This window comes from Plantibacter sp. Mn2098 (assembly GCF_049319745.1).
GTDB lineage: Bacteria > Actinomycetota > Actinomycetes > Actinomycetales > Microbacteriaceae > Plantibacter.
The window spans coordinates 68,295-88,999 of record NZ_JBMOUH010000011.1 but is presented as its reverse complement, the minus strand read 5'-3'; the positions used below and the strand labels follow the sequence as shown (position 1 = coordinate 88,999).

Annotated in this window: 19 protein-coding genes and 1 tRNA gene; 7 read left to right on the top strand and 13 right to left on the bottom strand. The window is 66.3% G+C overall.

Features of this window, described 5'->3' with window-relative positions; all coding sequences use genetic code 11:
• Positions 1 to 3: 3 nt before the first annotated feature.
• Positions 4 to 507 carry a DUF3515 family protein gene (locus ACL9RL_RS17035; protein WP_422781477.1) on the top strand — a complete coding sequence of 168 codons (504 nt, stop codon included), beginning with the start codon at positions 4 to 6 and terminating at the stop codon, positions 505 to 507.
• Positions 508 to 740: 233 nt separating this feature from the next.
• Here the strand turns inward: ACL9RL_RS17035 and ACL9RL_RS17030 are convergent, their stop codons facing one another.
• The 9 genes from ACL9RL_RS17030 to ACL9RL_RS16990 all read right to left on the bottom strand — a co-directional run bounded on the left by ACL9RL_RS17030 (position 741) and on the right by ACL9RL_RS16990 (position 9,612).
• The gene (locus ACL9RL_RS17030) at positions 741 to 1,832 is read right to left on the bottom strand and encodes a D-alanine--D-alanine ligase family protein (protein ID WP_422781476.1); all 1,092 of its coding nucleotides are present in this window, start codon (positions 1,830 to 1,832) and stop codon (positions 741 to 743) included.
• On the bottom strand, positions 1,735 to 2,871 hold the full coding sequence (locus tag ACL9RL_RS17025) for an NAD(P)H-dependent glycerol-3-phosphate dehydrogenase (RefSeq protein ID WP_422781475.1): 1,137 nt from the start codon (positions 2,869 to 2,871) through the stop codon (positions 1,735 to 1,737). Before ACL9RL_RS17025 ends, ACL9RL_RS17030 begins: the two co-directional genes overlap by 98 nt.
• The gene (locus ACL9RL_RS17020; protein WP_422781550.1) at positions 2,861 to 3,571 is read right to left on the bottom strand and encodes a lysophospholipid acyltransferase family protein; all 711 of its coding nucleotides are present in this window, start codon (positions 3,569 to 3,571) and stop codon (positions 2,861 to 2,863) included. Before ACL9RL_RS17020 ends, ACL9RL_RS17025 begins: the two co-directional genes overlap by 11 nt.
• A 119-nt stretch (positions 3,572 to 3,690) precedes the next feature.
• Entirely contained in the window at positions 3,691 to 5,061 is a 1,371-nt protein-coding gene (murA, locus tag ACL9RL_RS17015) for a UDP-N-acetylglucosamine 1-carboxyvinyltransferase (protein WP_422781474.1), read from the bottom strand.
• Positions 5,062 to 5,097: 36 nt separating this feature from the next.
• Positions 5,098 to 5,694: a 3-isopropylmalate dehydratase small subunit gene (leuD, locus tag ACL9RL_RS17010; protein ID WP_422781473.1), complete on the bottom strand. Its 597-nt coding sequence runs from the start codon at positions 5,692 to 5,694 to the stop codon at positions 5,098 to 5,100.
• The gene (gene leuC / locus ACL9RL_RS17005; protein WP_422781472.1) at positions 5,694 to 7,196 is read right to left on the bottom strand and encodes a 3-isopropylmalate dehydratase large subunit; all 1,503 of its coding nucleotides are present in this window, start codon (positions 7,194 to 7,196) and stop codon (positions 5,694 to 5,696) included. Before leuC ends, leuD begins: the two co-directional genes overlap by 1 nt.
• 126 nt (positions 7,197 to 7,322) lie before the next feature.
• Positions 7,323 to 8,321 (bottom strand): TerC family protein, encoded by a 999-nt coding sequence (locus ACL9RL_RS17000; RefSeq protein WP_422781471.1) that lies wholly within the window; start codon positions 8,319 to 8,321, stop codon positions 7,323 to 7,325.
• A 226-nt stretch (positions 8,322 to 8,547) separates the two neighbouring features.
• Positions 8,548 to 8,620, bottom strand: a tRNA-Glu gene (locus ACL9RL_RS16995).
• 89 nt (positions 8,621 to 8,709) lie between these two features.
• The gene (locus tag ACL9RL_RS16990) at positions 8,710 to 9,612 is read right to left on the bottom strand and encodes a diacylglycerol kinase family protein (RefSeq protein WP_422781470.1); all 903 of its coding nucleotides are present in this window, start codon (positions 9,610 to 9,612) and stop codon (positions 8,710 to 8,712) included.
• Positions 9,613 to 9,744: 132 nt separating this feature from the next.
• Between ACL9RL_RS16990 and ACL9RL_RS16985 the strand changes: the two genes are divergently transcribed.
• Positions 9,745 to 10,383, top strand: a complete 639-nt coding sequence (locus ACL9RL_RS16985) for an MBL fold metallo-hydrolase (RefSeq protein ID WP_422781469.1) — start codon at positions 9,745 to 9,747, stop codon at positions 10,381 to 10,383.
• Between the two features lie 94 nt (positions 10,384 to 10,477).
• Here the strand turns inward: ACL9RL_RS16985 and ACL9RL_RS16980 are convergent, their stop codons facing one another.
• On the bottom strand, positions 10,478 to 11,572 hold the full coding sequence (locus ACL9RL_RS16980) for a fatty acid desaturase family protein (protein ID WP_422781468.1): 1,095 nt from the start codon (positions 11,570 to 11,572) through the stop codon (positions 10,478 to 10,480).
• A gap of 354 nt (positions 11,573 to 11,926) precedes the next feature.
• Here ACL9RL_RS16980 and ACL9RL_RS16975 point away from each other — a divergent pair, with 354 nt between their 5' ends.
• On the top strand, positions 11,927 to 12,130 hold the full coding sequence (locus ACL9RL_RS16975; RefSeq protein ID WP_422781467.1) for a cold-shock protein: 204 nt from the start codon (positions 11,927 to 11,929) through the stop codon (positions 12,128 to 12,130).
• A gap of 96 nt (positions 12,131 to 12,226) precedes the next feature.
• On the opposite strand, the gene ACL9RL_RS16970 is transcribed toward ACL9RL_RS16975, so the two are convergent.
• The gene (locus ACL9RL_RS16970; RefSeq protein WP_422781466.1) at positions 12,227 to 12,661 is read right to left on the bottom strand and encodes a DUF2269 family protein; all 435 of its coding nucleotides are present in this window, start codon (positions 12,659 to 12,661) and stop codon (positions 12,227 to 12,229) included.
• A 42-nt stretch (positions 12,662 to 12,703) separates the two neighbouring features.
• The gene (locus ACL9RL_RS16965) at positions 12,704 to 13,405 is read right to left on the bottom strand and encodes an SOS response-associated peptidase (protein ID WP_422781465.1); all 702 of its coding nucleotides are present in this window, start codon (positions 13,403 to 13,405) and stop codon (positions 12,704 to 12,706) included.
• 108 nt (positions 13,406 to 13,513) lie between these two features.
• Here ACL9RL_RS16965 and ACL9RL_RS16960 point away from each other — a divergent pair, with 108 nt between their 5' ends.
• From ACL9RL_RS16960 to ACL9RL_RS16950, 3 genes are all read left to right on the top strand, one after another.
• Positions 13,514 to 14,257, top strand: coding sequence for a hypothetical protein (locus tag ACL9RL_RS16960; RefSeq protein ID WP_422781464.1), 744 nt, complete (start codon positions 13,514 to 13,516; stop codon positions 14,255 to 14,257).
• Complete coding sequence (locus ACL9RL_RS16955; RefSeq protein ID WP_422781463.1) at positions 14,254 to 15,945, top strand: DNA polymerase Y family protein; 1,692 nt, start codon at positions 14,254 to 14,256, stop codon at positions 15,943 to 15,945. Before ACL9RL_RS16960 ends, ACL9RL_RS16955 begins: the two co-directional genes overlap by 4 nt.
• An 82-nt stretch (positions 15,946 to 16,027) precedes the next feature.
• Positions 16,028 to 19,456, top strand: coding sequence for an error-prone DNA polymerase (locus ACL9RL_RS16950; protein ID WP_422781462.1), 3,429 nt, complete (start codon positions 16,028 to 16,030; stop codon positions 19,454 to 19,456).
• 54 nt (positions 19,457 to 19,510) lie between these two features.
• On the opposite strand, the gene ACL9RL_RS16945 is transcribed toward ACL9RL_RS16950, so the two are convergent.
• A complete protein-coding gene (locus tag ACL9RL_RS16945) occupies positions 19,511 to 19,903 on the bottom strand; it encodes an MmcQ/YjbR family DNA-binding protein (protein WP_422781461.1) in 393 nt (130 codons plus the stop codon).
• A gap of 249 nt (positions 19,904 to 20,152) precedes the next feature.
• Between ACL9RL_RS16945 and ACL9RL_RS16940 the strand changes: the two genes are divergently transcribed.
• The gene (locus tag ACL9RL_RS16940) at positions 20,153 to 20,629 is read left to right on the top strand and encodes a DapH/DapD/GlmU-related protein (RefSeq protein WP_422781460.1); all 477 of its coding nucleotides are present in this window, start codon (positions 20,153 to 20,155) and stop codon (positions 20,627 to 20,629) included.
• The last annotated feature ends 76 nt before the right edge of the window (positions 20,630 to 20,705 follow it).

Genomic DNA, 20,705 nt, shown 5'->3' with positions numbered 1-20,705 from the left:
ACGATGTCCAAGAATCGCCTCCTCACCGCTGCCCTCGCCACCGCGGCCGCCGCAGCGGCACTGCTCCTCACCGGGTGCGCACCCATCGTCGCCATGCAGCCGGCGGCCGACGCCAACAACGCGAAATGCGCCGAGGTGACCGTCCGATTGCCCGACGTCGTCGCCGATCTGCCCGAACGGCAGACCGACGCGCAGGCGACCGGTGCGTGGGGTGATCCCGCAGAGATCCTGCTGCACTGCGGTGTCGCGGTCCCCGGTCCGACCACGCTGCAGTGCCAGACGGTCAACGGCGTCGACTGGATCATCGACGACAGTCAGAAGCCGCAGTACCGTTTCACGACCTACGGTCGCACCCCGGCGGTCGAACTCGTGATGGATTCGAACAAGGTCGCGAGCAGCACGGTCCTCGCCGACCTCGGTCCCGCCGTGTCGGTGTTGCCAATCACGGGCAAGTGCACCGGCGCCAGCGACCTGCCGGAGCCCGCCCCCATCCCCACCGACGGCTAGTCGCCACCCCACCGGCGTCGTCGAGCACAACTCCTTCAAATCTGCTCGGCCGAAACCGGCAGCCCCGGAATTCCGGGGGCGCTGTCGGATGGTGCTTCAGATCGAAGGAGTTATGCGCGATGCGTGGACGACGGAGGTACGGCGGGTCAGGACTGCGACCTCGGGGCCAGTGACCGAAGGCCAGCGACCGAGGTCAACAGCAGAGGACCAGCGACGAGGGCCAGCGCCAGGCGTCAGCTACGGGCTCGCGCGACCTCGATGAGCTCGGTGATGAGCTCGGGGTAGCTCAGGCCGGACGCCAACCAGCAGCTCGGGAACATCGAGATCGGCGTGAAGCCCGGCATCGTGTTGACCTCGTTGACGACGAATCCGTCGGCCGTGAGGAAGAAGTCGACACGGGCGAGACTCAAGCATCCGAGAGCCTCGAATGCACGGCGTGACAGGTCCTGCATCTCGGCAAGCTGCGCCGGGGTGAGATCGGCCGGGCACACGAGGTCGATGCCCGGCGCGTCGAGGTACTTGGCGTCGAAGTCGTAGAAGTCACGACCGCTCACCACGACCTCACCGGCCACGGAGGTGCGGATCGGCTCACCCTGGAGGGATTCGAGCACCGCGAGTTCAACCTCACGACCGACGATCCCGGTCTCGACCAGCACCGAAGAGTCCTCCGCCAAGGCGATCTCGGCAGCCGCCGCGAACTCCTCGACACTCGAGATCTTGCTCACGCCGACGCTCGACCCAGCGCGGGCCGGCTTCACAAACGCCGGCAGCCCGAGCGAGGCGATGGAGGCGGTCACGGCTTCGGGATCGTTCGCCCACTCGTACGCGGTGAACCGCACCCAGGGCGCAACGGCGATACCCGCGGCCTGCAGCACGGTCTTCGTGTAGTGCTTGTCCATCCCGAGAGAGGATGCGAGCACCCCGGACCCGACGAACGGCAGATCGACGAGGTCGAGCATGCCCTGCACCGTGCCGTCCTCGCCGAACCGGCCGTGGAGGATCGGGAACACGATGTCGACGGGGCCAAGCTCACGCGCGGCGCCCGACTCGTCGACGATGCTCAGCGAACGATTCCCGACGCGCTCCGGCCAGCGCACGCGCGGACGGGAATCGTCGACCTGAGGCAGGTCGGCCGGATCGAGGGTGAACCGTGCGGGGTCGTCCACTTCGAGGACGTACTCCCCGGCGTGGGTGATGCCGACCGGGATGACCTCATAGCGGTCCCGATCAATCGCTGCGAGGACCCCGCCCGCCGTCGCGCAACTGATTGAATGCTCGCTTGACCGACCGCCAAACAGCACCACCACTACGGTCTTGTCCGTCATCGTTCGTCCTCTCCCCTTGGGGTTCGCCGTCATCTGTTGTGAGGTGCGGCGCGATGTCCTTCGGGTCGAGCGTGCCGTCGAGCACCTGCTTGACCTGTTCGACGATCGGCATCGACACGCCCTTCGCACGAGCGAGTTCGAGCACCGGCGCAACCGATGCGAGCCCCTCTGCCGTCTGTTGCATCTGTTTGACGACATCGTCGAACTTGTAGCCCTGGCCGAGCAGCCGCCCGGCGGTGTTGTTTCGTGAGAGCGGGGACTGGCAGGTCGCGATGAGGTCACCGAGACCAGCGAGGCCGGACAGCGTCTCGGCCTGCGCGCCGTGGGCGACTGCGAAGTCTGTCATCTCCACAAGGCCGCGCGTGATGATCGACGCCTTCGTGTTCTCGCCGTAGCCGACACCGTCGACGATGCCGATCGCCACGGCGATGAGGTTTTTGAGGACCCCGCCGAACTCGGTCCCGATCACGTCGGTGTTCACAAAACTGCGGAAGTACCGGTTCCGCGCCAGGAGCGCGACGGCCTGCGCCGTTTCGATGCTCTCCGAGGAGATGACGGCGGCCGTCGGCTGCTCCCTGGCGATCTCGAGCGCGAGGTTCGGACCGGATGCGACCGCGATCCTGGCCGGATCGATGTCGAGCGACTCGCGGATCACCTCGCTCATCCGCGATCCGCTGCGGCGTTCGACGCCCTTCATGAGCGAAACGACGATGGCGTCCGGCGCGAGGTGCGGACGCACCGCGATCAGGTTGTCGCGGAGCGACTGGCTGGGCACGGACACGAATACGACCGGCGCATCCGTGAGCGCCTCGACGAGGCTCGACGTCGCCGTCATCCGCTGGGGCAGGTTGATGCCTGGCAGGTAGTCGCTGTTGCGCTTCGCCTCGGCGATCTCGCGTGCGAGTTCCGGACGGCGCGCCCACATCGTGACGTCCGCGCCGCCGTCGGCCAGGATCTTGCCGAACGTCGTTCCCCAACTCCCGGCGCCGAGGACGGTCACCTTGGGGGCGATGCTCGCCCGACTGGTCTTACGACTCAAAACGGCCCGTCTCCTTCTGATGATGCTTGCTCGGGTCCCAGCGTTCGGCTGGGGCTTTCTCGCCCCGGAGTTCCTCGCACAGCACCGTGATCGCCTGCATCACGACCTCGGTCGCGCCGTTCAGCGTTTTCGAGTCTAGCGGGAGCCCCTCGAACGCCGAGAGGTCGACCGGGTCGCCGATCGCGACCTCGACCAGCTTCCGCGGGAAGAGGCTCAGCTTGCCGTACCGCGGCATGACCTGCTGTGTTCCCCAGTGCGCGGCGGGGATGATCGGCAGACCGTGGGTGAGTGCGATGCGCACGGCGCCCGTCTTGCCGCGCATCGGCCAGAAGTCCGGGTCCCTGGTGAGCGAGCCCTCCGGGTACACGATGACGCCCTGTCCGTGCTCGACGAGTTGCGCGGCGGCGGACACCGGGTCGTGTCCGCGCGTCGAGCCCTGCCGTTCGACCGGGATCTGACCGGCTTTCTTCAGGAGCCAACCGACCACCGGGATCTTGAACAGGCTCGCCTTGGCCATGAACCGCGGCGCACGACCGAGCTTCCACACGGCGACGCCCATAACGAGCGGGTCGAACTCGCTGTCGTGGTTCGGCGCCAGGATGAACGGCCCGGACATCGGCAGCTTCTCACCGTGCCGGATGCGGAGCTTGACGAGCGCGGAGAACGGCGGCAGCGCGATCGCCGAGAGCAGCCAGTAGATCGACGGTCGGGTCTTCTCCCGGCTCGACGTCGCCCCGGCCGTTTCGAGCGACCGAGACGAGTCTGATGATCCTTCGGAAGCCCCCGCAGACGCCCCCTCCGGCGCGCGCTCGACCACCGCTACTCTGCTTCGAGGACGAAGTCGGCGCCCAGCTGCTGCAGCTTCGTGATGAAGTTCTCGTAGCCGCGGCTGATGATGCCGACGTTGCTGACCGTGGACTTCCCCTCGGCCGTCAGTGCGGCGATGAGGTGGCTGAATCCGCCGCGGAGGTCTGGGACCTCGATGTCGGCGCCGTGGAGCGGGGTCGGACCGTTGATGACGGCGGCCTGCTCGAGGTTCCGACGGGGAACACGGCGAGGCGTGCCCTGGAGGCCGTTCGGGTGCACCACGATGTTCGCGCCCATGGAGTTGAGCGCGTCGGTGAAGCCGAAGCGGTTCTCGTACACGGTCTCGTGGACGATCGACTCGCCCTTCGCCTGCGTGAGCGCGACGATGAGCGGCTGCTGCCAGTCCGTCATAAAGCCGGGGTGCACGTCGGTCTCGATGACGACGGGCTTCAGTTCGCCCTTGCGGTAGAAGCGGATGCCGTCGTCGGCGATGTCGAAGCCGCCGCCGGCCTTCCGGAAGATGTTCAGGAACGTCATCATGTCCTGCTGCTTCGCGCCGCCGACGAAGACGTCGCCGTCGGTCGCGAGTGCTGCGGAAGCCCAGCTGGCGGCCTCGTTGCGGTCGCAGATGGCCGTGTGGTCGTAGCCCTCGAGACGGTCGACGCCCTCGATGACGATGACCCGGTTTGGCTCGTAGGAGATGATGGCGCCCATCTTCTGCAGCACGGCGATCAAGTCCATGATCTCGGGCTCGATGGCGGCGTTCTTCAGCTCCGTGGTGCCCTTCGCGCGGACGGCCGTGAGCAGTACCTGCTCGGTGGCGCCGACGCTCGGGTATGGGAGGTGCACGGTCGTGCCGTGGAGCCCGTTGGGGGCGGAGAGACGGATGCCCTGCGGCAGCTTCTCGACGACGGCGCCGAACTTGCGGAGCGCGTCGAGGTGGAAGTCGATGGGCCGGTCGCCGATGCGGCAGCCGCCGAGGTCGGGGATGAACGCAGCGCCCAGGCGGTGCAGGAGCGGACCGCAGAACAGGATCGGAATGCGGGAGAAGCCGGCGTGCGCGTCGATCTCCTCCATGTGCGCCGATTCGACGTTGCTCGGGTCGAGCCGGAGCTCGTTCGGGTTGTCGCCCTCCGAGACGTCGACGCCGTGGATCTCGAGGAGCGAGCGGACGACCCGGACATCACTGATGTTCGGGACGTTCCGCAGCACGCTCGCGCTCTCGCCGAGCAGCGAAGCCACCATCGCCTTGGTCACGAGGTTCTTGGCACCCTTGACCTCGATCCGACCGGACAGCGGGATGCCGCCGTTGATCGTGATGCGGTCGACGTCGAGGCCGACTTGTGAGCCGGCTGCGTGTGACGCCTGAACGAGTGAATTCAAATCTGTACCTTCAGTCTTGCTACGTGACCGGTCTGGTCACTTGGCGGGGATCGTGCGCGGCAACCAGTTCGGGCGCTTCGCTTCGAATTCGGAGATCCGCTCCTCGCTGCGGAGCGTCAGGCCGATGTCGTCGAGACCTTCGATGAGCCGCCAACGAGTGTAGTCGTCGACCTCGAAGGAAACCGTGAGGTCGCCGACCGTGGCGGTTCGGTCGATCAGGTTGACGACGGCCTCGACACCCGGCTGGGCTTCGAGCGCCTGCCAGAGGCGTTCGAGGTCTGCTTCGGTGACCTGGGCTGCCAGGAGGCCCTGCTTGCCCGAGTTGCCACGGAAGATGTCGCCGAAGCGGGAGGAGATGACGACCTTGAAACCGAAGTCGCGGAGTGCCCAGACGGCGTGTTCGCGGCTCGAACCCGTGCCGAAGTCGTGGCCGGCGACGAGGACGCTGACGCCCTGGTACGCAGGCTGGTTGAGGATGAACTCCGGGTCCTGACGCCAGGCGGCGAACAGGGCGTCGTCGAAGCCCGTCTTCGTGACTCGCTTGAGGTAGACGGCCGGGATGATCTGGTCGGTGTCGACGTTGGAGCGGCGCAGCGGAGCGGCGATCCCGGTCACGGTGGTGAACTTGTCCATCAGGCCGAGACCTCTTCCTTGGCGTCGTGGGACACGCCCCGGCTGGCATCGTCCGCCAGGTCGGCCGGGCTGGACAGCGTGCCGCGGATGGCGGTGGCCGCCGCGACGAGCGGCGACACCAGGTGCGTGCGACCGCCCTTGCCCTGACGGCCTTCGAAGTTGCGGTTGGAAGTGGACGCGCAGCGCTCCCCCGGAGCCAACTGGTCCGGGTTCATGCCGAGACACATCGAGCAGCCGGCGAACCGCCACTCGGCGCCGAACGCGGTGATGATCTTGTCGAGTCCCTCTGCTTCGGCCTCCAGGCGGACACGGGCGGAACCCGGGACCACCATCACGCGGACACCGTCTGCCTTCTGCTTGCCGGCTACGACCGAGGCGAACGCCCGCAGGTCCTCGATGCGCGAGTTGGTGCAGGAGCCCATGAACACGGCGTCGACCGGGATGTCCTTCATCGGCGTTCCGGCCGTGAGGTCCATGTATTCGAGCGCACGCTCGGCCGCAGCGCGGTCGTTCGCGTCAGTCATGGCTGCCGGGTCGGGGACCGCGTCGCTCAGCGAGACGCCCTGGCCCGGGTTCGTGCCCCAGGTGACGAAGGGTTCCAGCTCGTTCGCGTCGAGGAAGACCTCGGCGTCGAACACGGCGCCCTCGTCCGTCGGCAGCGTGTTCCAGTATGCGACTGCTTCGTCCCAGTCGGCGCCCTGTGGCGCGTGTGGACGGCCTTCGAGGTAGTCGTAGGTCGTCTGGTCCGGCGCAACCATGCCGGCACGCGCACCTGCCTCGATCGACATGTTGCAGATCGTCATGCGGCCCTCCATGGAGAGCGCACGGATTGCGGAGCCGCGGTATTCGAGCACGTAGCCCTGGCCGCCTCCCGTACCGATCTTGGCGATGACGGCGAGGATGATGTCCTTCGCCGTGACACCGGGGCGAAGCGTGCCCTCGACCGTGATGGCCATGGTCTTGAACGGCTTGAGCGGCAGCGTCTGGGTGGCCATGACGTGCTCCACCTCGCTCGTGCCGATGCCGAACGCCATCGCACCGAACGCGCCGTGCGTGGACGTGTGCGAGTCACCGCAGACGACGGTGATGCCCGGCATGGTCAGCCCGAGCTGCGGACCGACGACGTGCACGATGCCCTGCTCGATGTCGCCCAGCGAGTGGATGCGGACACCGAACTCGTCGGCGTTCTTCCGCAACGTCTCGATCTGGGTGCGGCTCGTCAGGTCCGCGATGGGCTTGTCGATGCCGAGGGTCGGCGTGTTGTGGTCTTCCGTGGCGATCGTCAGATCGAGGCGACGCAGGCCGCGGTCTGCCATGCGCAGACCGTCGAACGCCTGTGGGCTCGTGACCTCGTGCACGAGGTGCAGATCGATGTAGATCAGGTCGGGAGTGCCGTCCTCGCCCTTCACGACGAGGTGGTCATCCCAGACCTTCTCAGCCAGCGTGCGGGGGGCGTCGGTCAGAGTACGGGTGCTCTGGCCGTCAAAAGTGTCCTGTGACATTGCGTGAGATTCCTTCAAACGATGAGTGGTCAGGCATCGGCAACCTCCGCGACGAGGGCAGCCTGTGAACTAGGCCTCGTCGCGGCAGCGAAGGAGAAGCAGCCCGAACAACACCGGTCCAGAGTATCACTCCCCTGAGACGCCGACCTTCTTCGCGTCGCGTGCCGACTTGATCAAACTGGCGACGGTTGCAACCGCCATCGCGCCGATGATGACGGCGAGCGAGGTCCAGGTGTTGATCTCCGGGGCCCAGTCGATGTGCTCGCCGCCGTTGATGAACGGCAGCTCGTTGACGTGCATCGCGTGCAGGAAGAGCTTGATGCCGATGAACCCGAGGATGAACGCGATGCCGTACTTGAGGTACACCAGCCGATCGAGCAGACCGCCGAGGAGGAAGTAGAGCTGGCGCAGACCCATCAGTGCGAACAGGTTCGCGGTGAACACGATGAACGGGCTCTGGGTGATGCCGAAGATGGCCGGGATCGAGTCGATCGCGAAGATGAGGTCGGTGGTGCCGATCGCGATGAACACGATGACCATGGGCGTCCAGAACTTCTTGCCGTCGACGACGACACGAACCTTGGAACCGTGGAAGTCGGGGGTCAGCGCGATGCGCTTGCGGAGGAAGACCACGAGTCGCGTCTCGCCGTCCTCGGCGTCCTCGTTGTGCCCGAACGCCTGCTTCCACGCCGTGTAGAGGAGGAAGAGCCCGAAGATGTAGAAGATGAAGGAGAAGGCCTCGATGAACGCGGCACCGGCGATGATGAAGATCGCCCGCAGCACGAGCGCGACGATGATGCCAACCATCAGGACTTCCTGCTGATACTTCCGGGGCACCGAGAAGCGGCTCATGATGATCACGAACACGAACAGGTTGTCGATCGAGAGGCTGTACTCGGTCAGCCAGCCCGCCAGGAACTGCCCTGACCATTCACCGCCGGCGAAGATCAGCAGGAGCAGCGCGAAGATCAGCGCCAGTCCCACGTAGAACACGACCCAGAGGGTCGATTCCTTGGTGGAGGGGATGTGCGGCCGCTTGTAGACGATCAAGAGGTCGGCCACGAGAATCAGCACGAGCACAACGAGCGAGCCGATTTCAAACCAGACGGGGAGTTCGAGTTCCATGCGGAACCTTTCGAGTTGGAGGTACGTCGAATGATCGAACGTCTCTCCCGCGACTCTGCAGTCGCCACCGTGCCCGGGATCCCAACGCTGCGACCCGTCCTGACGGACACGGCGAATTGGGATACTCCCCTTCGCTCCGGCCATTCTACAGGGACCGCGCGGCCATCCTGCGCCAAACGCACAACAGCCCGGTTCCTCGCAGAGAGGAACCGGGCTGTTGTTTGTGTGACCCCAACGGGATTTGAACCCGTGCTGCCGCCGTGAGAGGGCGGTGTCCTAGGCCGCTAAACGATGGGGCCGGAACAACGATACGAGTATGCCACACCCGGCAAGCGGGTACAAAATCGAGCGGGACGGCGACGACGGAACACCGGATCAGGAGTGGAATTCAGCCGAATACGCGCAGCGAAGCCGGGATGACGTCGACCTGGGCCGGGAGCGGACCGACCCGCTCGCCATCCGCGTACGCCGTGACGCCGTCGGCCTCCAGAGACACGGAGCGCACCCGTCGCAGCTGAACGACGTCGAGTCCCGTGTGCGTACCCGAGAACACCTTGGGGAAGAGCCGCAGGAACTTCAGCCGCGACACGGGGCGGACGATGAAGAGGTCGAGTTGTCCGTCGTCGAGGGACGCATCCGGGGCGATGAGCATCCCTCCCCCGATGGAGGTGTTGTTCGCGACCGAGATGAGCACCGCATCGACCGTTTCAGCGACGCCGTCGACCACCAGCCGGTAGGTCCTCGGTCGCAGGCGCAACAACTCGACGAGCAACGCGATCGTGTACCTGCGTTTGCCACGCGGCCAGCGCAGGAGGTTCGCGCGCTCGTTCACGAGCGCGTCGAACCCGGCGGAGAGCACACCGGCGAACCACACGGTGTCCCCCGCGTGCCGCACTCGACCGGCATCGATCACCCGTGGTTCCTTCCGCAGCGCATCACGGAGATGCGCCAGTGCCGCCTCAGTGTCACCGAGCGGGATGCCGAGTCCTTTCGCGACGTCGTTGCCCGTCCCGGACGGAACGATGCCGAACGGAAGCTGCGTGCCGTGGACGATGGACACCGCCAGACTCACCATCCCGTCTCCACCGACGACAACGAGCGCGTCGAGCCCGTTCGCCACTTCGCGGACGACCGAAGCGCGCAAGCCCTCCAGATCGGCTTCAGCAAGCTGCACGACCTCGTATCCGTCCTGCCGCAACGTGGTCACGACGCGCGGCCCGACATCGGTGGTCGCCCCGAAGGACGCCTGCGGGTTGATGGCGACGCCGATGCGTCCAGGTGGCTGGGTCACAGCCCGATTCTGACAGGAATTCTGACCGGAAACCGTCGCCGTCACCGGATGACTGGCCGCATCGCTCGACGTCAGCTGCGAACTCCGCCCGCAGGCTTGCCGCCCACAGGCGGATGGGTATTCACTCGGAGTATGAAATTGACGAAACTCGAACACGCCGCCCTCGTCCTCGAAGAGTCGGGGAAGAAGCTCTACATCGATCCGGGTTCGTTCACCACCCCGATCACCGACGGCGGCCAGGCCGTCGCCATCGTCATCACCCACGAGCACCAGGACCACTGGACACCTGAGCAGCTCGAGCGCATCCTCGCGAAGAGCCCCGGTATCCCGATCTACGCTCCAGCCGGCGTCGCCGCGGCCGCCTCCGGCTTCGCCGTGCAGACCGTCGCCCACGGAGACACGGTCACGGCCGGTCCGTTCACGCTCCGCTTCTTCGGCGAGAAGCACGCCGTCATCCACTCCTCGATCCCCGTGGTCGACAACGTCGGCGTGCTCGTGAACGACACGCTCTACTACGGCGGAGACTCCTTCACCATTCCGGAGGGCGTCGAGGTCGACCTGCTCGCAGTGCCGGCCGGCGCCCCCTGGCTGAAGATCGCCGAGACGATCGACTACGTGCTGGCCGTTGCACCGAAGCGTTCCTTCTCAACCCACGAGATGGTGCTGTCCACGGCTGGCAAGGCGATGTCGAACGGTCGCATCCAGTGGGCGACCGAGCAGGGCGGCGGCGTGTTCTACGGCCTCGAACCGTTCGACACGCTCGAGGTCTGATCGGGCAGCACGCCGACAGACGGAACGCGGTGCATCGGCTGAGCCGGTGCACCGCGTTTCTGTCGTTCGAGCGGCCCTTGCAGGCGCCCCGCCGCTACGGGCGTCTGTACTGATTGACCATCGGGCAGTCGAAGGGATCCCTCGCGGACAAGCCGACGCGGTTCAGGTACTCGATGACGATGCCGTAGGACTTCAGCAGCGTGGTCTCGGTGTACGGGATCTGCTGCGTCTCGCAGTGCTCCTGGACGATGAGACGAGCCTGCGCGAGGTGCGGACGAGGCATGTTCGGGAAGAGGTGGTGCTCGATCTGGTAGTTGAGCCCACCCATGAACGTCGCCATGCCGAACCCCTTGATGTTGCGGGAGGTGAGCACCTGCTTGCGGAGGAAGTCGACCTTGCTGCCGGCGGGGATGATCGGCATGCCCTTGTGGTTGGGAGCGAACGATGCGCCCATGTAGACGCCGAAGACGGCGAGCTGGACACCGATGAAGGCGAACGCCATACCGAGCGGCAGGAAGAGGAAGATGGCGGCGACGTAGAGGCTGATGCGGGCCACGACCATGCTGATCTCGACGGCGCGGCCGTTGACCTTGCCCGGGCCGAAGAGCGTCTTGAAGGACAAGACGTGCAGGTTGAGCCCCTCGAGCATCAGGAGCGGGAAGAACAGGTATCCCTGCTTCCGTGTGATGAGCGCCTGGAAGCCCTTGGCCTTTGCGGCGTCCTCCTCGATGAAGGAGATCGTGTCGATCTCGATGTCGGGGTCCTTGCCGACCGTGTTCGGGTTGGCGTGGTGACGCGTGTGCTTCGTCATCCACCACGAGTAGCTGATGCCGACGATGCCAGCCGCGAGGAAACGACCCGCGCGGTCATTGGCCGGCCCGGATTCGAAGACCTGACGGTGCGACGCCTCGTGCGCCAGGAAGGCGAACTGCGTGAGCACGATGCCGAGCGCCCCAGCGATGAGCAGCTGGAACCAGGACTCCCGCAGGAGGATGAATCCGGTGACGCAGCCGAGCAGCGCGATCACGAGGAACGAGAACGTCAGGATGTAGAACGTCCGGTGTCTGCGAAGCAACCCTGCGTCGCGCACCGTCTTCAACAGAGCCGAATACGTGCTCGTGGCGTTGGGGGCCCCGACGATGCGGGGCGTGGTTGTTCGAACAGGTCCGAGGGTAGCTTCGAAGGACATGTGCTCACTCCGGGGGATATATGTCGACTTCCCAGCCGGGGTTTCGAGCAACTGCTCTGTAGATGCCCTCACTCTAGAGCGAGCGCCTGATGAATTCCCGCACATTCGAGAAACTCGCAGTCTCGATTCCCAGGACTCGTATGACGCGGGATGACAAGTCTGGATTTTTGTTACCAGTTTGAGTCCTATTTCGAGGCGATATGGGCTACCTTTGGACAAGAGTTGTTGTGTTGCGCAGGTATTTCAAGCAGCTTCCCTACCGAACGGGATGCCGCTTTTCTGAGGAGCGAACAAAGAACACCGCGACGAACGTTCCCGAAAGTCGGGAACGGTCACTCATGAAAAGAGGAATACATGTCAACTGGAACTGTGAAGTGGTTCAACGCCGAAAAGGGTTTCGGATTCATCACGCCTGACGACGGCAGCGCCGACGTCTTCGCTCACTTCTCCGCCATCGCATCGAGCGGCTACCGCTCGCTCGAGGAGAACCAGAAGGTCGAATTCGAGACCGCTCGTGGCCCCAAGGGCCTGCAGGCTGAGAACATCCGCCCGCTCTAAATTCTGACGATGTGATCGGGCCGGTCATTCCAGCCCCCACATGAGAGAAGCCCCGGACTTCGGTCCGGGGCTTCTTTGTGTCTGGCTACTCGAAGCTCAGGGCTTCCAGACCATCAGCACCACCACGACGACGAGCAGCAGGCTCACCACACCAGACCCGGCACTGATCGCCGGAGAGCGCGTGATGACGGTGCCGCCATCAGCGCCCGACGCCGCCGCGCGACGCATTGCCGGGACGACGAGCGCGAGGCTCACCACGACCGCGATGACGTACAGGATGATCGACCACAGCACCCACGGCGTGGTCACCGAGAGCTGGTACTTGGGATCGGCCATGCCGACCAGACCGAAGCCCAGCACGAAGACGATGAGCGACAGGTAGCTGAAGATCATCGTCGATTTGGCAAGGACCGCCACCTGGGCGTGCGCACCCGACCGCAGTGCGCGCATCGCGGTCATCGGCAGGATGGCCATGGGCCCGACGATGAAGACGGCCCCCACCACGTGGAGAATTGAAAAAACGGTTTCCATACCTGGATGGTAGCCGCGTCGAGCGCCCGATGCCGGGCGGATTCAGCCTGCGACGGGCTCGATGAGCTGAGGGCCATCATCCTTGACCGGCCCCACTTCATGGAAGACGAGGTCGTCGAACATGTCGGTCGAGGCGTCCACCGCAGCATCGACGAAGGACTGGTCCCCCGGCTCGTGCGGGTCGAGCCAGGTGTCCCAGAACTCGGGCGGCAGCATGACCGGGGTGCGGGGATGGAGTCCGGCGAGCTCACCGATGGCGTCCCTCGTCAGGATGGTGGCGCTCAACACCCAGCGGGCGGGATCCTCCGGTGGGAGCGACTCGTCCTTCCACCAGGAGTACAGGCCGGCGAACGCGATGGGGACGTCGCTCGCGCTGTGGATGAAGTACGGCGTCTTCTGCGTCCCCTCCGTGTGCCATTCGTAGTAGCCGGTGGCCGGGATGATGGCACGACGCGAGACGACGGAGGCGGCGAACGTCGCCTTGCTCGCGACCTCCTCCGAGCGGGCGTTGAAGGTGGGGTATTTGCTCGCCAACTCCTTGGCGAACGAGGGGACGAGCGACCACCTGGCCGATTCGAGGCGACGCACGACCGGCTCGGACTTGGCGGACTCGAGGATCACCGGCACCTGATCGGTGGGCCGCACGTTGTACGACGGCCCCGGGAGTTCAGCTGCCGCCTGGTCGATGTCGAAGAGCTCGATCAGGTCTTGGGAGGATTCCGTCACCACAAAACGTCCGCACATATCGTCAGCGTACCGCCGCCCTCCGACATCGATGCGGCATCGGCACGACACGCGCGAGTCGAGCGGATCGCAATTGACTTCTTCGAACATGTGTTCGAACATGGGTGCATGACCAGTCCCCTCGCAATCGAGAACCCCGCCGTCGCGGGTGTCTCGGCACGCGTCCGGGAACTGCAGGGCCGCATCACCAGGATGCAGGCTCCGAAACTCGACTCCAGGGCGCTCCCGACCCCCGGGCAGCTCGCTCCGCTGTTCCCGGGCGGGGCGCTGCAAGCCGGAGCCAGCTATTCGGTCATCGGATCGACCTCGCTCGCCATGTCCTTGCTGGCCGGCCCCTCAGCCGCCGGAGCGTGGTGCGGGGTCATCGGCATCCCCGGCTTCGGGGTGGAGGCTGCGGCTGACGCCGGAATCGATCTCGACCGACTGGTGCTCGTACCGCAACCAGGAGCCCACTGGCTGTCCGTCACCTCGGCCATGGCGGACGTCGCCGGCGTCCTGATCGCCGCAGCACCAGGCCGGGTGGCCCCGAGTGATGCCGCGCGGCTCTCCGCGCGGCTCAGGCAGCGTGAGACGACGCTCATCGTGCTCGGGCAGTGGTCTGAGAGCGAGGCGACGCTACGGATCTCATCGAGCCGTTGGAGTGGTCTCGGCGTCGGCCACGGACATCTCGAAGAGCGTGAGGTCACCGTCACCTCCATGCTCAGACAGGGCCTCGCAGGACGTCCGCGCACAGCGACGCTGCGGCTCTCCCCCACCACCGGAACGGCGCGGCAGGGCGGCACGGCGGCAGCAGCAGCTTCCGCAGCCGTGGAGCAGCAGCACACTCCGCTCAGGAGGGTGGCCAACCTGTGAGCGGGGCATCGGAACGCGCCGCCGTCGGACAGACGAGCCTCATCACCGAGCAGATCGACCGCACCATGATCCTCTGGTGCCCGGATTGGCCCGTGGGAGCCGCACGCCGTTGGGCCGCGGAACACGCATCGGAGAACTCCGCCGGTGCTGCCGACGCCGACACGAGCGGACGCACCGCCATCGGCTCGGGAACGACCACCCCGCTCCACGACGGTCCGCTCGCGCTCATCGAGCACGGTGAGGTCTTCGCCTGCGATGCAGCGGCCAGGGCCGCAGGCGTCCGCCGTGGCCTCCGCGTCAGAGAGGCCCAAGCCCGCTGCACCGAGTTGCAGGTCATCGCCTACGACCCCGTGGTCGATGCGAGAGCCTTCGAACCGGTCGTCGCCGAGATCGAGCAGATCATGCCGGGGGTGCAACTCCTCCGACCCGGCATCTGCGCCATCCGTTCCAGGGGTCCCAGTCGGTACTACGGCGGAGAGGAGCAGGCTGCGGACGTCCTCCTCGAACGCGTCTCCTCGCTCGGCATCGTCGGCGCGAGGGTCGGCATCGCCGACGGCCCGTTCGCCGCGGAGTACGCCGCGCGGATGACCGGAACGGCACCGATCGGCATCGTCCAGCCGGAGGCATCACCCGCCTTCCTCGCACCGCTCCCCCTCGATGTGCTCGGACAACCGGAACTCGTCTCGCTGTTGCGTCGGCTCGGCATCCGAACGCTCGGGGCGTTCGCCGCACTGCCAGCAGCAGAGGTCCGCGATCGATTCGGCTCAGAGGGTGCCTTCGCCCACCGGCTCGCGGCCGGAACCGACACAAGACGGGTCGTGCCGGGGAAGGCTCCGAAGGAGTTGTCGGTGTCGGTCGCTTTCGAGCCTGCACTCGATCGCATCGACCAGATCGCCTTCGGCTTCCGTCAATCCGCCGACCGGTTCATCGAACAGATCAGATCCACCGGCCACGTCAGCACCGCCATCACCGTGACGCTGCAGACCCAGGAGGGCGAGCACTCCACCAGGACATGGCTCCATCCCCGATGGTTCACCGCCGCCGATGTGCTCGACCGCGTCAGATGGCAGCTCCAGGGCTCCAGCACAACGGGTGAAGGACTCGGGTCCCCGCTCGCGTTCGTCGCGATCGTCCCCGAGACGCTCGATGCAGCCGGAGACCACGAGGAAGGGCTCTGGGGAGGCGGACCGGATGAGCGCATCCACCACGGGCTCTCTCGGGTGCAGAGCATGCTCGGTCATACGGGGGTCCTCACCGCCATCCGCTCAGGCGGGCGGATGCTCGCAGACCGACGACTCCTCATCCCCTGGGGCGGACTCCCGCCCGGTGGCGAGGCGGCCGTCGCATCGGCACGGGGCAGACCATGGCCGGGCGCGATCCCCGGCGTCAACCCCGCCACGATCTTCGATCCGTTCGCACCGGCCACCGTCACCGACGACGCCGGCGTCACCGTCGACATCGACGACCGCGGCACCCTCACTGGACCACCCGCCAACCTTCGTACAGAGGGCAGCAGCCAACCACGACGAATCGTCGCCTGGGCCGGCCCGTGGACCATCGACGAACGCTGGTGGGATGCCAGGCAACATCGTCGGTTGCATCGTTTCCAAGTCGTCGACGAGGCGGGGTCGGCCTCACTCCTCGTCCTCCACGACCAGCACTGGTTCGTGGAGGCGAGCTACGACTGACCACCACAGCACACGCCCAGCGGCGCCGGCCGAGCAGCCGAAGCCCAGCGGTCGAGGCAGCACCACACCCGAAGGAGCAGTTATGGGATGGCACAATCCGCCGGTTCCCTGGTCCGAGTTCGAACGCAAGCTCTCCGGTGCGAGCAGACCGCCGTCCGCGCCGCTCGGAGCCGACGGCGGCGACAGCCCGGCCTGGTCACGGAAGCGGCTCCCCTACGCACCGGCGGCACCCGTCGCAGCAGCGGAGAGGCCACTCGAACACGTCGTCCCGTACGCGGAGCTGCACGCGCACTCCACCTTCAGTTTCCTCGACGGCGCCAGTCCGCCCGAGCGGCTCGTCGAGGAGGCGGCCAGGCTCGGCCTCCACGCGCTCGCCATCACCGACCATGACGGGTTCCAAGGGGTCGTCCGCATGGCGGAGGCCGCAGAGCGGTTCCCGGACCTCCGAACGGTCTACGGCGCGGAGCTCTCCTTCGGGTTGAGCGGACCGCAGAACGGCGAAGCGGACCCAGAGGGGCATCACCTGCTCCTCCTCGCCAAACGTGAGGAGGGCTACCACCGACTCGCCGGAGCCATCACGGACGCCCAGCTGGCCGACGGCGCCCAGAAAGGACGCCCCGTGTACAACATGGAGGCGTTGGCCGAGTCGGTGGCCGGCCATGTCATCGTCCTCACCGGATGCCGCAAGGGCCGGGTCCGCTCAGCCCTCGCCGCGCACGGTCTGGATGCCGCGGCCACCGAAGTCGACCGGCTGGTCGCCCTGTTCGGGCCGGAGAACGTCGTCATCGAGCTCATCGACCGTGGGCAACCGGAGGACAGTGCGGCGAACGACGCCCTCGCAGAGATCGCAGCCATGCTCGACCTGTCCGTCGTCGCCACCGGGAACGTCCACTACGCGACGCCGGACCAGCATCGCCTCGGTGGAGCACTCGCTGCCGTCCGTGCCCGGCGCAGCCTCGACGAGATGGACGGCTGGCTGCCGGCATCGGACAGCGCGCATCTGCGCAGCGGCGCGGAGATGGAGCAACGGTTCGCCCGGTATCCGGGAGCCGTCGCGAAGAGCGTGGAACTGGCCGATGAACTCGCCTTCAGTCTGCGGGCCGTCCGTCCGCACCTCCCCAAGCAGGACGTCCCGGACGGCCACACCCCGATGAGCTGGCTGCGCCACCTCGTGTGGGAGGCCGTGCCCCGGAAGTACCCGGATGCCACATCGGAAGACATCGACCGGATCGAACGAGAACTCGAAGTCATCGAGCAGAAGGACTTCCCGGGGTACTTCCTCATCGTCTACGACATCGTCGCGTTCGCGCGCAGTCAAGGCATCCTCTGTCAGGGGCGAGGATCGGCAGCCAACTCGGCCGTCTGCTATCTGCTCGACATCACGGCAGTCGATTCCATCAAATACAAACTGCCGTTCGAACGCTTCCTGTCAAGCATGCGGGATGAGGAGCCGGACATCGACGTCGACTTCGACTCGGACCGCCGTGAGGAGGCCATTCAGTACGTCTACCGGAAGTACGGCCGCCGGAACGCCGCGCAGGTCGCCAACGTCATCAGTTACCGTCCCAAATTCGCCGTACGAGACATGGCCAAGGCGCTGGGTTACAGCCCCGGTCAACAGGACGCCTGGTCGAAGCAGGTCGAACGATGGGGCGCCCTCGTCTCGAGTCAGGACCACGACATCCCGGATCAGGTGGTCGGTCTGGCCCAGGAGCTCCTCACCTTCCCCCGGCACCTGGGCATCCACTCCGGCGGCATGGTGTTGACCGACCGCCCCGTCGGCGAGGTGTGCCCCATCGAACACGCCAGGATGGAGGGCCGGACGGTCCTCCAGTGGGACAAGGACGATTGTGCCTGGATGGGACTTGTGAAGTTCGACCTCCTGGGTCTCGGGATGCTGTCAGCCATCCAATACTGTTTCGACTTCGTCGCAGACGGCCTCGGCGAACGATGGACGCTCGACACCGTCCCCAAAGAGGAGCCAGGCGTCTACGACCAACTGTGCCGCGCCGATTCCATCGGGGTGTTCCAGGTGGAGAGCCGTGCGCAGATGGGGATGCTCCCCCGGCTGCTCCCCCGGGAGTTCTACGACCTCGTGATCGAAGTCGCCATGATCCGCCCTGGCCCCATCCAGGGCGGTGCCGTGCACCCGTACCTCCGGCGGAAGACCGGCCAGGAAGCGGTCACCTACCTGCATCCGAGCCTCGAACCGGTCCTCGAACGCACCCTCGGCGTCCCGCTGTTCCAGGAACAGCTGATGCAGATGGCCATGGCCGTCGGCGGGTGTTCTGCTGAGGACGCCGACCTCCTCAGGCGGGCGATGGGGTCCAAACGCGGCGAGGAGAAGATCGACTCGCTCAAGGAGAAGCTCTACGCGGGTATGGCGGAGAACGGGATCGTCGGTCCGGATGCCGATGCGGTCTATACCAAGATCCAAGCCTTCGCGAACTTCGGGTTCGCGGAGAGCCACTCGTTGAGCTTCGCGCTGCTCGTCTATGTGAGTGCGTGGCTCCGGTTGCACTACCCGGGGGCGTTCCTCGCGGCGCTGCTCAAAGCGCAGCCGATGGGGTTCTACTCCCCCATGACGCTCGTTGCCGATGCGCGCCGTCACGGGGTCACGGTGCTCCGGCCCGACATCCTCCGGTCCGGGGTGGACGCCGTTCTCGAACCGCGGGGGCCAGACGCTGTGGCAGGCGCGGCCGCTCCGACCGGGCGGGCATCGTGCCTTGACCGTTCCCAGCCGGTCATCGGCCCCTTCGATCGGTCGCTCCCCGACGACACGGCCGCCCACCGCCGGGACGGGGCGTTCGATGTCCGACTCGGGCTCGCGGAAGTCCGCGGCATCGGCAAGGCGCTTGCCGTCAAGATCGTCGCGGAACGCGACCAGCACGGCGACTACCTGGATCAGGGCGATCTTGCACGGCGGGTGGGCTTCACCACCCAGCAGCTCGAGTCACTGTCCGCAGCCGGCGCCTTCGACAGCCTCGGAGTCACCAGGCGGGAGGCGCTCTGGGGCGCAGCCCAGGCCAGTCGGCAGCGGCCCGATCAGTTGACCGGAACCTTCGTGACGGTGCAGCCGCCGCTGCTGCCCATCCCCACCGCTGCGGAGCAGGTCATCTCCGACATCTGGGCGACCGGGCTCTCCACGGACGACCACCCCATCCGGCATGTGAGAGACGAGCTGCGTCACCGGGGAGCGCTTCGCTCCGATCAGCTGGCCCAGGCCGAGCCCGACCGACGAGTGGAGGTCGGCGGCATCGTCACGCACCGGCAACGCCCCGCGACGGCGAGCGGCATCACGTTTATGAATCTCGAGGACGAGGCTGGGCTCGTCAATGTGATCTGCAGCGTCGGCGTCTGGAACCGCTACCGTCGGGTGGCCAGAGAAGCACCGGCGATGGTGGTCAGAGGCATGCTGGAGCGTTCGCCGGAGGGCATCGTGAATCTCGTCGCCGATCGGCTGGAACCGCTCCTCATCGGTGCGGCGGTGAGATCACGGGACTTCCAGTGAGCGGCCGGGCACAGCATGGGTTCTGGTGAGCCACCGGCCGGGTCACTCGCGTGCTCACACACCGCCCAGTGTCAACCGCTTCATCTTCGGGAGTTTTGCGACGATGAGCGCGTGTGCGTCCTCCACTATCTCGAAGATCACGTCCACCGGGACGCTCCCGTCGAGGATCACACTGCTCCAGTGCCGTTTGTTCATGTGATAGCCGGGGGTGATGCCGGCGAACGTCTCGCGGAGGAGCCGCGCATGATCCGGGTCGCCTTTCACCGTGATGCTCGGCTGCGCCAACGAGAGGTCGCCAACGGCGAACCAGGTTCCGAACACGCTGAACACACCGAGCTCCGGCGATCGTTGGAAAGGGAAGCGCTCTTCCGCGCCAGGCAGACCGGCGCAGAACGCGCGCAACTCATCGATGTCGATCCCGCTCGGTCCGGGCGTTGCGCCTGGCATCATGCTCCTCACCTGCGACGACCGATGTGGCCTTCCGCTCCGGTGCAAACCGTTCCGGTTCGCCGCTCCGAACATGCTAACGAGGCCCACCGACACGTGCTCGCGAATCCTCACGGCTCTCCTCCGGGCCGGTTGCAGGCCGCCGGCAAACGGTCCACACACCGAACATTCAGTTCCAGAAGTTCCAGGAATGCCACGGGGGTCCGTCGTGTTGGAGTCTGTGACCCGAATACCAGGAGGGGGTAACACATGGCCCGAGTGTATGAAGAGATCGAAAGCCGAGCCGGCGAGGTGGAGCGGTACCGCCGCCACCCGAACGGTCGTGGCATGGTGGCCGCTCGCGCCCTGATCGACCCGAGCGCGTACATCGACCGCACGACATTCGTCGAGGCGGAAGCCGATGTCCGCGCCAACGCGTGGATCGGCGCAGGCACCTGGATCGACCGTTCCGTCGTCATCGGCGAGGGCGCATTCATCGGAGCGAACGTGCACATCGGCGCCGGAAGCGTCATCGGACGCGGTGCCCGCGTCGGCAGCGACTCCCGGATCGGCAACAACGTCAAGGTCGCCCACGGGACGACCGTCGAGCGCGACAGCCGCGTCCAGGCCGGCACCCTCATCGGCGCCTCAGCCCCGGTGATGTCCGAACCGACCGTGCGTCAGACGTCCCGAGCACCGCGGACGCCGCGCACCGGCGGCCCCGATCGCTTCGGTCGCGCAGCCTGACCCAGGACCTCCAACGGCCCGTCCTCCATACGGAGGGCGGGCCGTTGTCGCTGAGCAGCCTCGATGCAGATCCTCC

Excerpts from the sequence above, each read along its gene's own strand:
- ACL9RL_RS17035 (WP_422781477.1), top strand. The coding sequence starts at position 4 with ATGTCCAAGAATCGCCTCCTCACCGCTGCCCTCGCCACCGCGGCCGCC.
- ACL9RL_RS17030 (WP_422781476.1), bottom strand. The coding sequence starts at position 1,832 with ATGACGGACAAGACCGTAGTGGTGGTGCTGTTTGGCGGTCGGTCAAGC.
- leuD (WP_422781473.1), bottom strand. The coding sequence starts at position 5,694 with ATGGACAAGTTCACCACCGTGACCGGGATCGCCGCTCCGCTGCGCCGC.
- leuC (WP_422781472.1), bottom strand. The coding sequence starts at position 7,196 with ATGTCACAGGACACTTTTGACGGCCAGAGCACCCGTACTCTGACCGAC.
- ACL9RL_RS17000 (WP_422781471.1), bottom strand. The coding sequence starts at position 8,321 with ATGGAACTCGAACTCCCCGTCTGGTTTGAAATCGGCTCGCTCGTTGTG.
- ACL9RL_RS16985 (WP_422781469.1), top strand. The coding sequence starts at position 9,745 with ATGAAATTGACGAAACTCGAACACGCCGCCCTCGTCCTCGAAGAGTCG.
- ACL9RL_RS16980 (WP_422781468.1), bottom strand. The coding sequence starts at position 11,572 with ATGTCCTTCGAAGCTACCCTCGGACCTGTTCGAACAACCACGCCCCGC.
- ACL9RL_RS16975 (WP_422781467.1), top strand. The coding sequence starts at position 11,927 with ATGTCAACTGGAACTGTGAAGTGGTTCAACGCCGAAAAGGGTTTCGGA.
- ACL9RL_RS16970 (WP_422781466.1), bottom strand. The coding sequence starts at position 12,661 with ATGGAAACCGTTTTTTCAATTCTCCACGTGGTGGGGGCCGTCTTCATC.
- ACL9RL_RS16965 (WP_422781465.1), bottom strand. The coding sequence starts at position 13,405 with ATGTGCGGACGTTTTGTGGTGACGGAATCCTCCCAAGACCTGATCGAG.
- ACL9RL_RS16960 (WP_422781464.1), top strand. The coding sequence starts at position 13,514 with ATGACCAGTCCCCTCGCAATCGAGAACCCCGCCGTCGCGGGTGTCTCG.
- ACL9RL_RS16950 (WP_422781462.1), top strand. The coding sequence starts at position 16,028 with ATGGGATGGCACAATCCGCCGGTTCCCTGGTCCGAGTTCGAACGCAAG.
- ACL9RL_RS16945 (WP_422781461.1), bottom strand. The coding sequence starts at position 19,903 with ATGCCAGGCGCAACGCCCGGACCGAGCGGGATCGACATCGATGAGTTG.
- ACL9RL_RS16940 (WP_422781460.1), top strand. The coding sequence starts at position 20,153 with ATGGCCCGAGTGTATGAAGAGATCGAAAGCCGAGCCGGCGAGGTGGAG.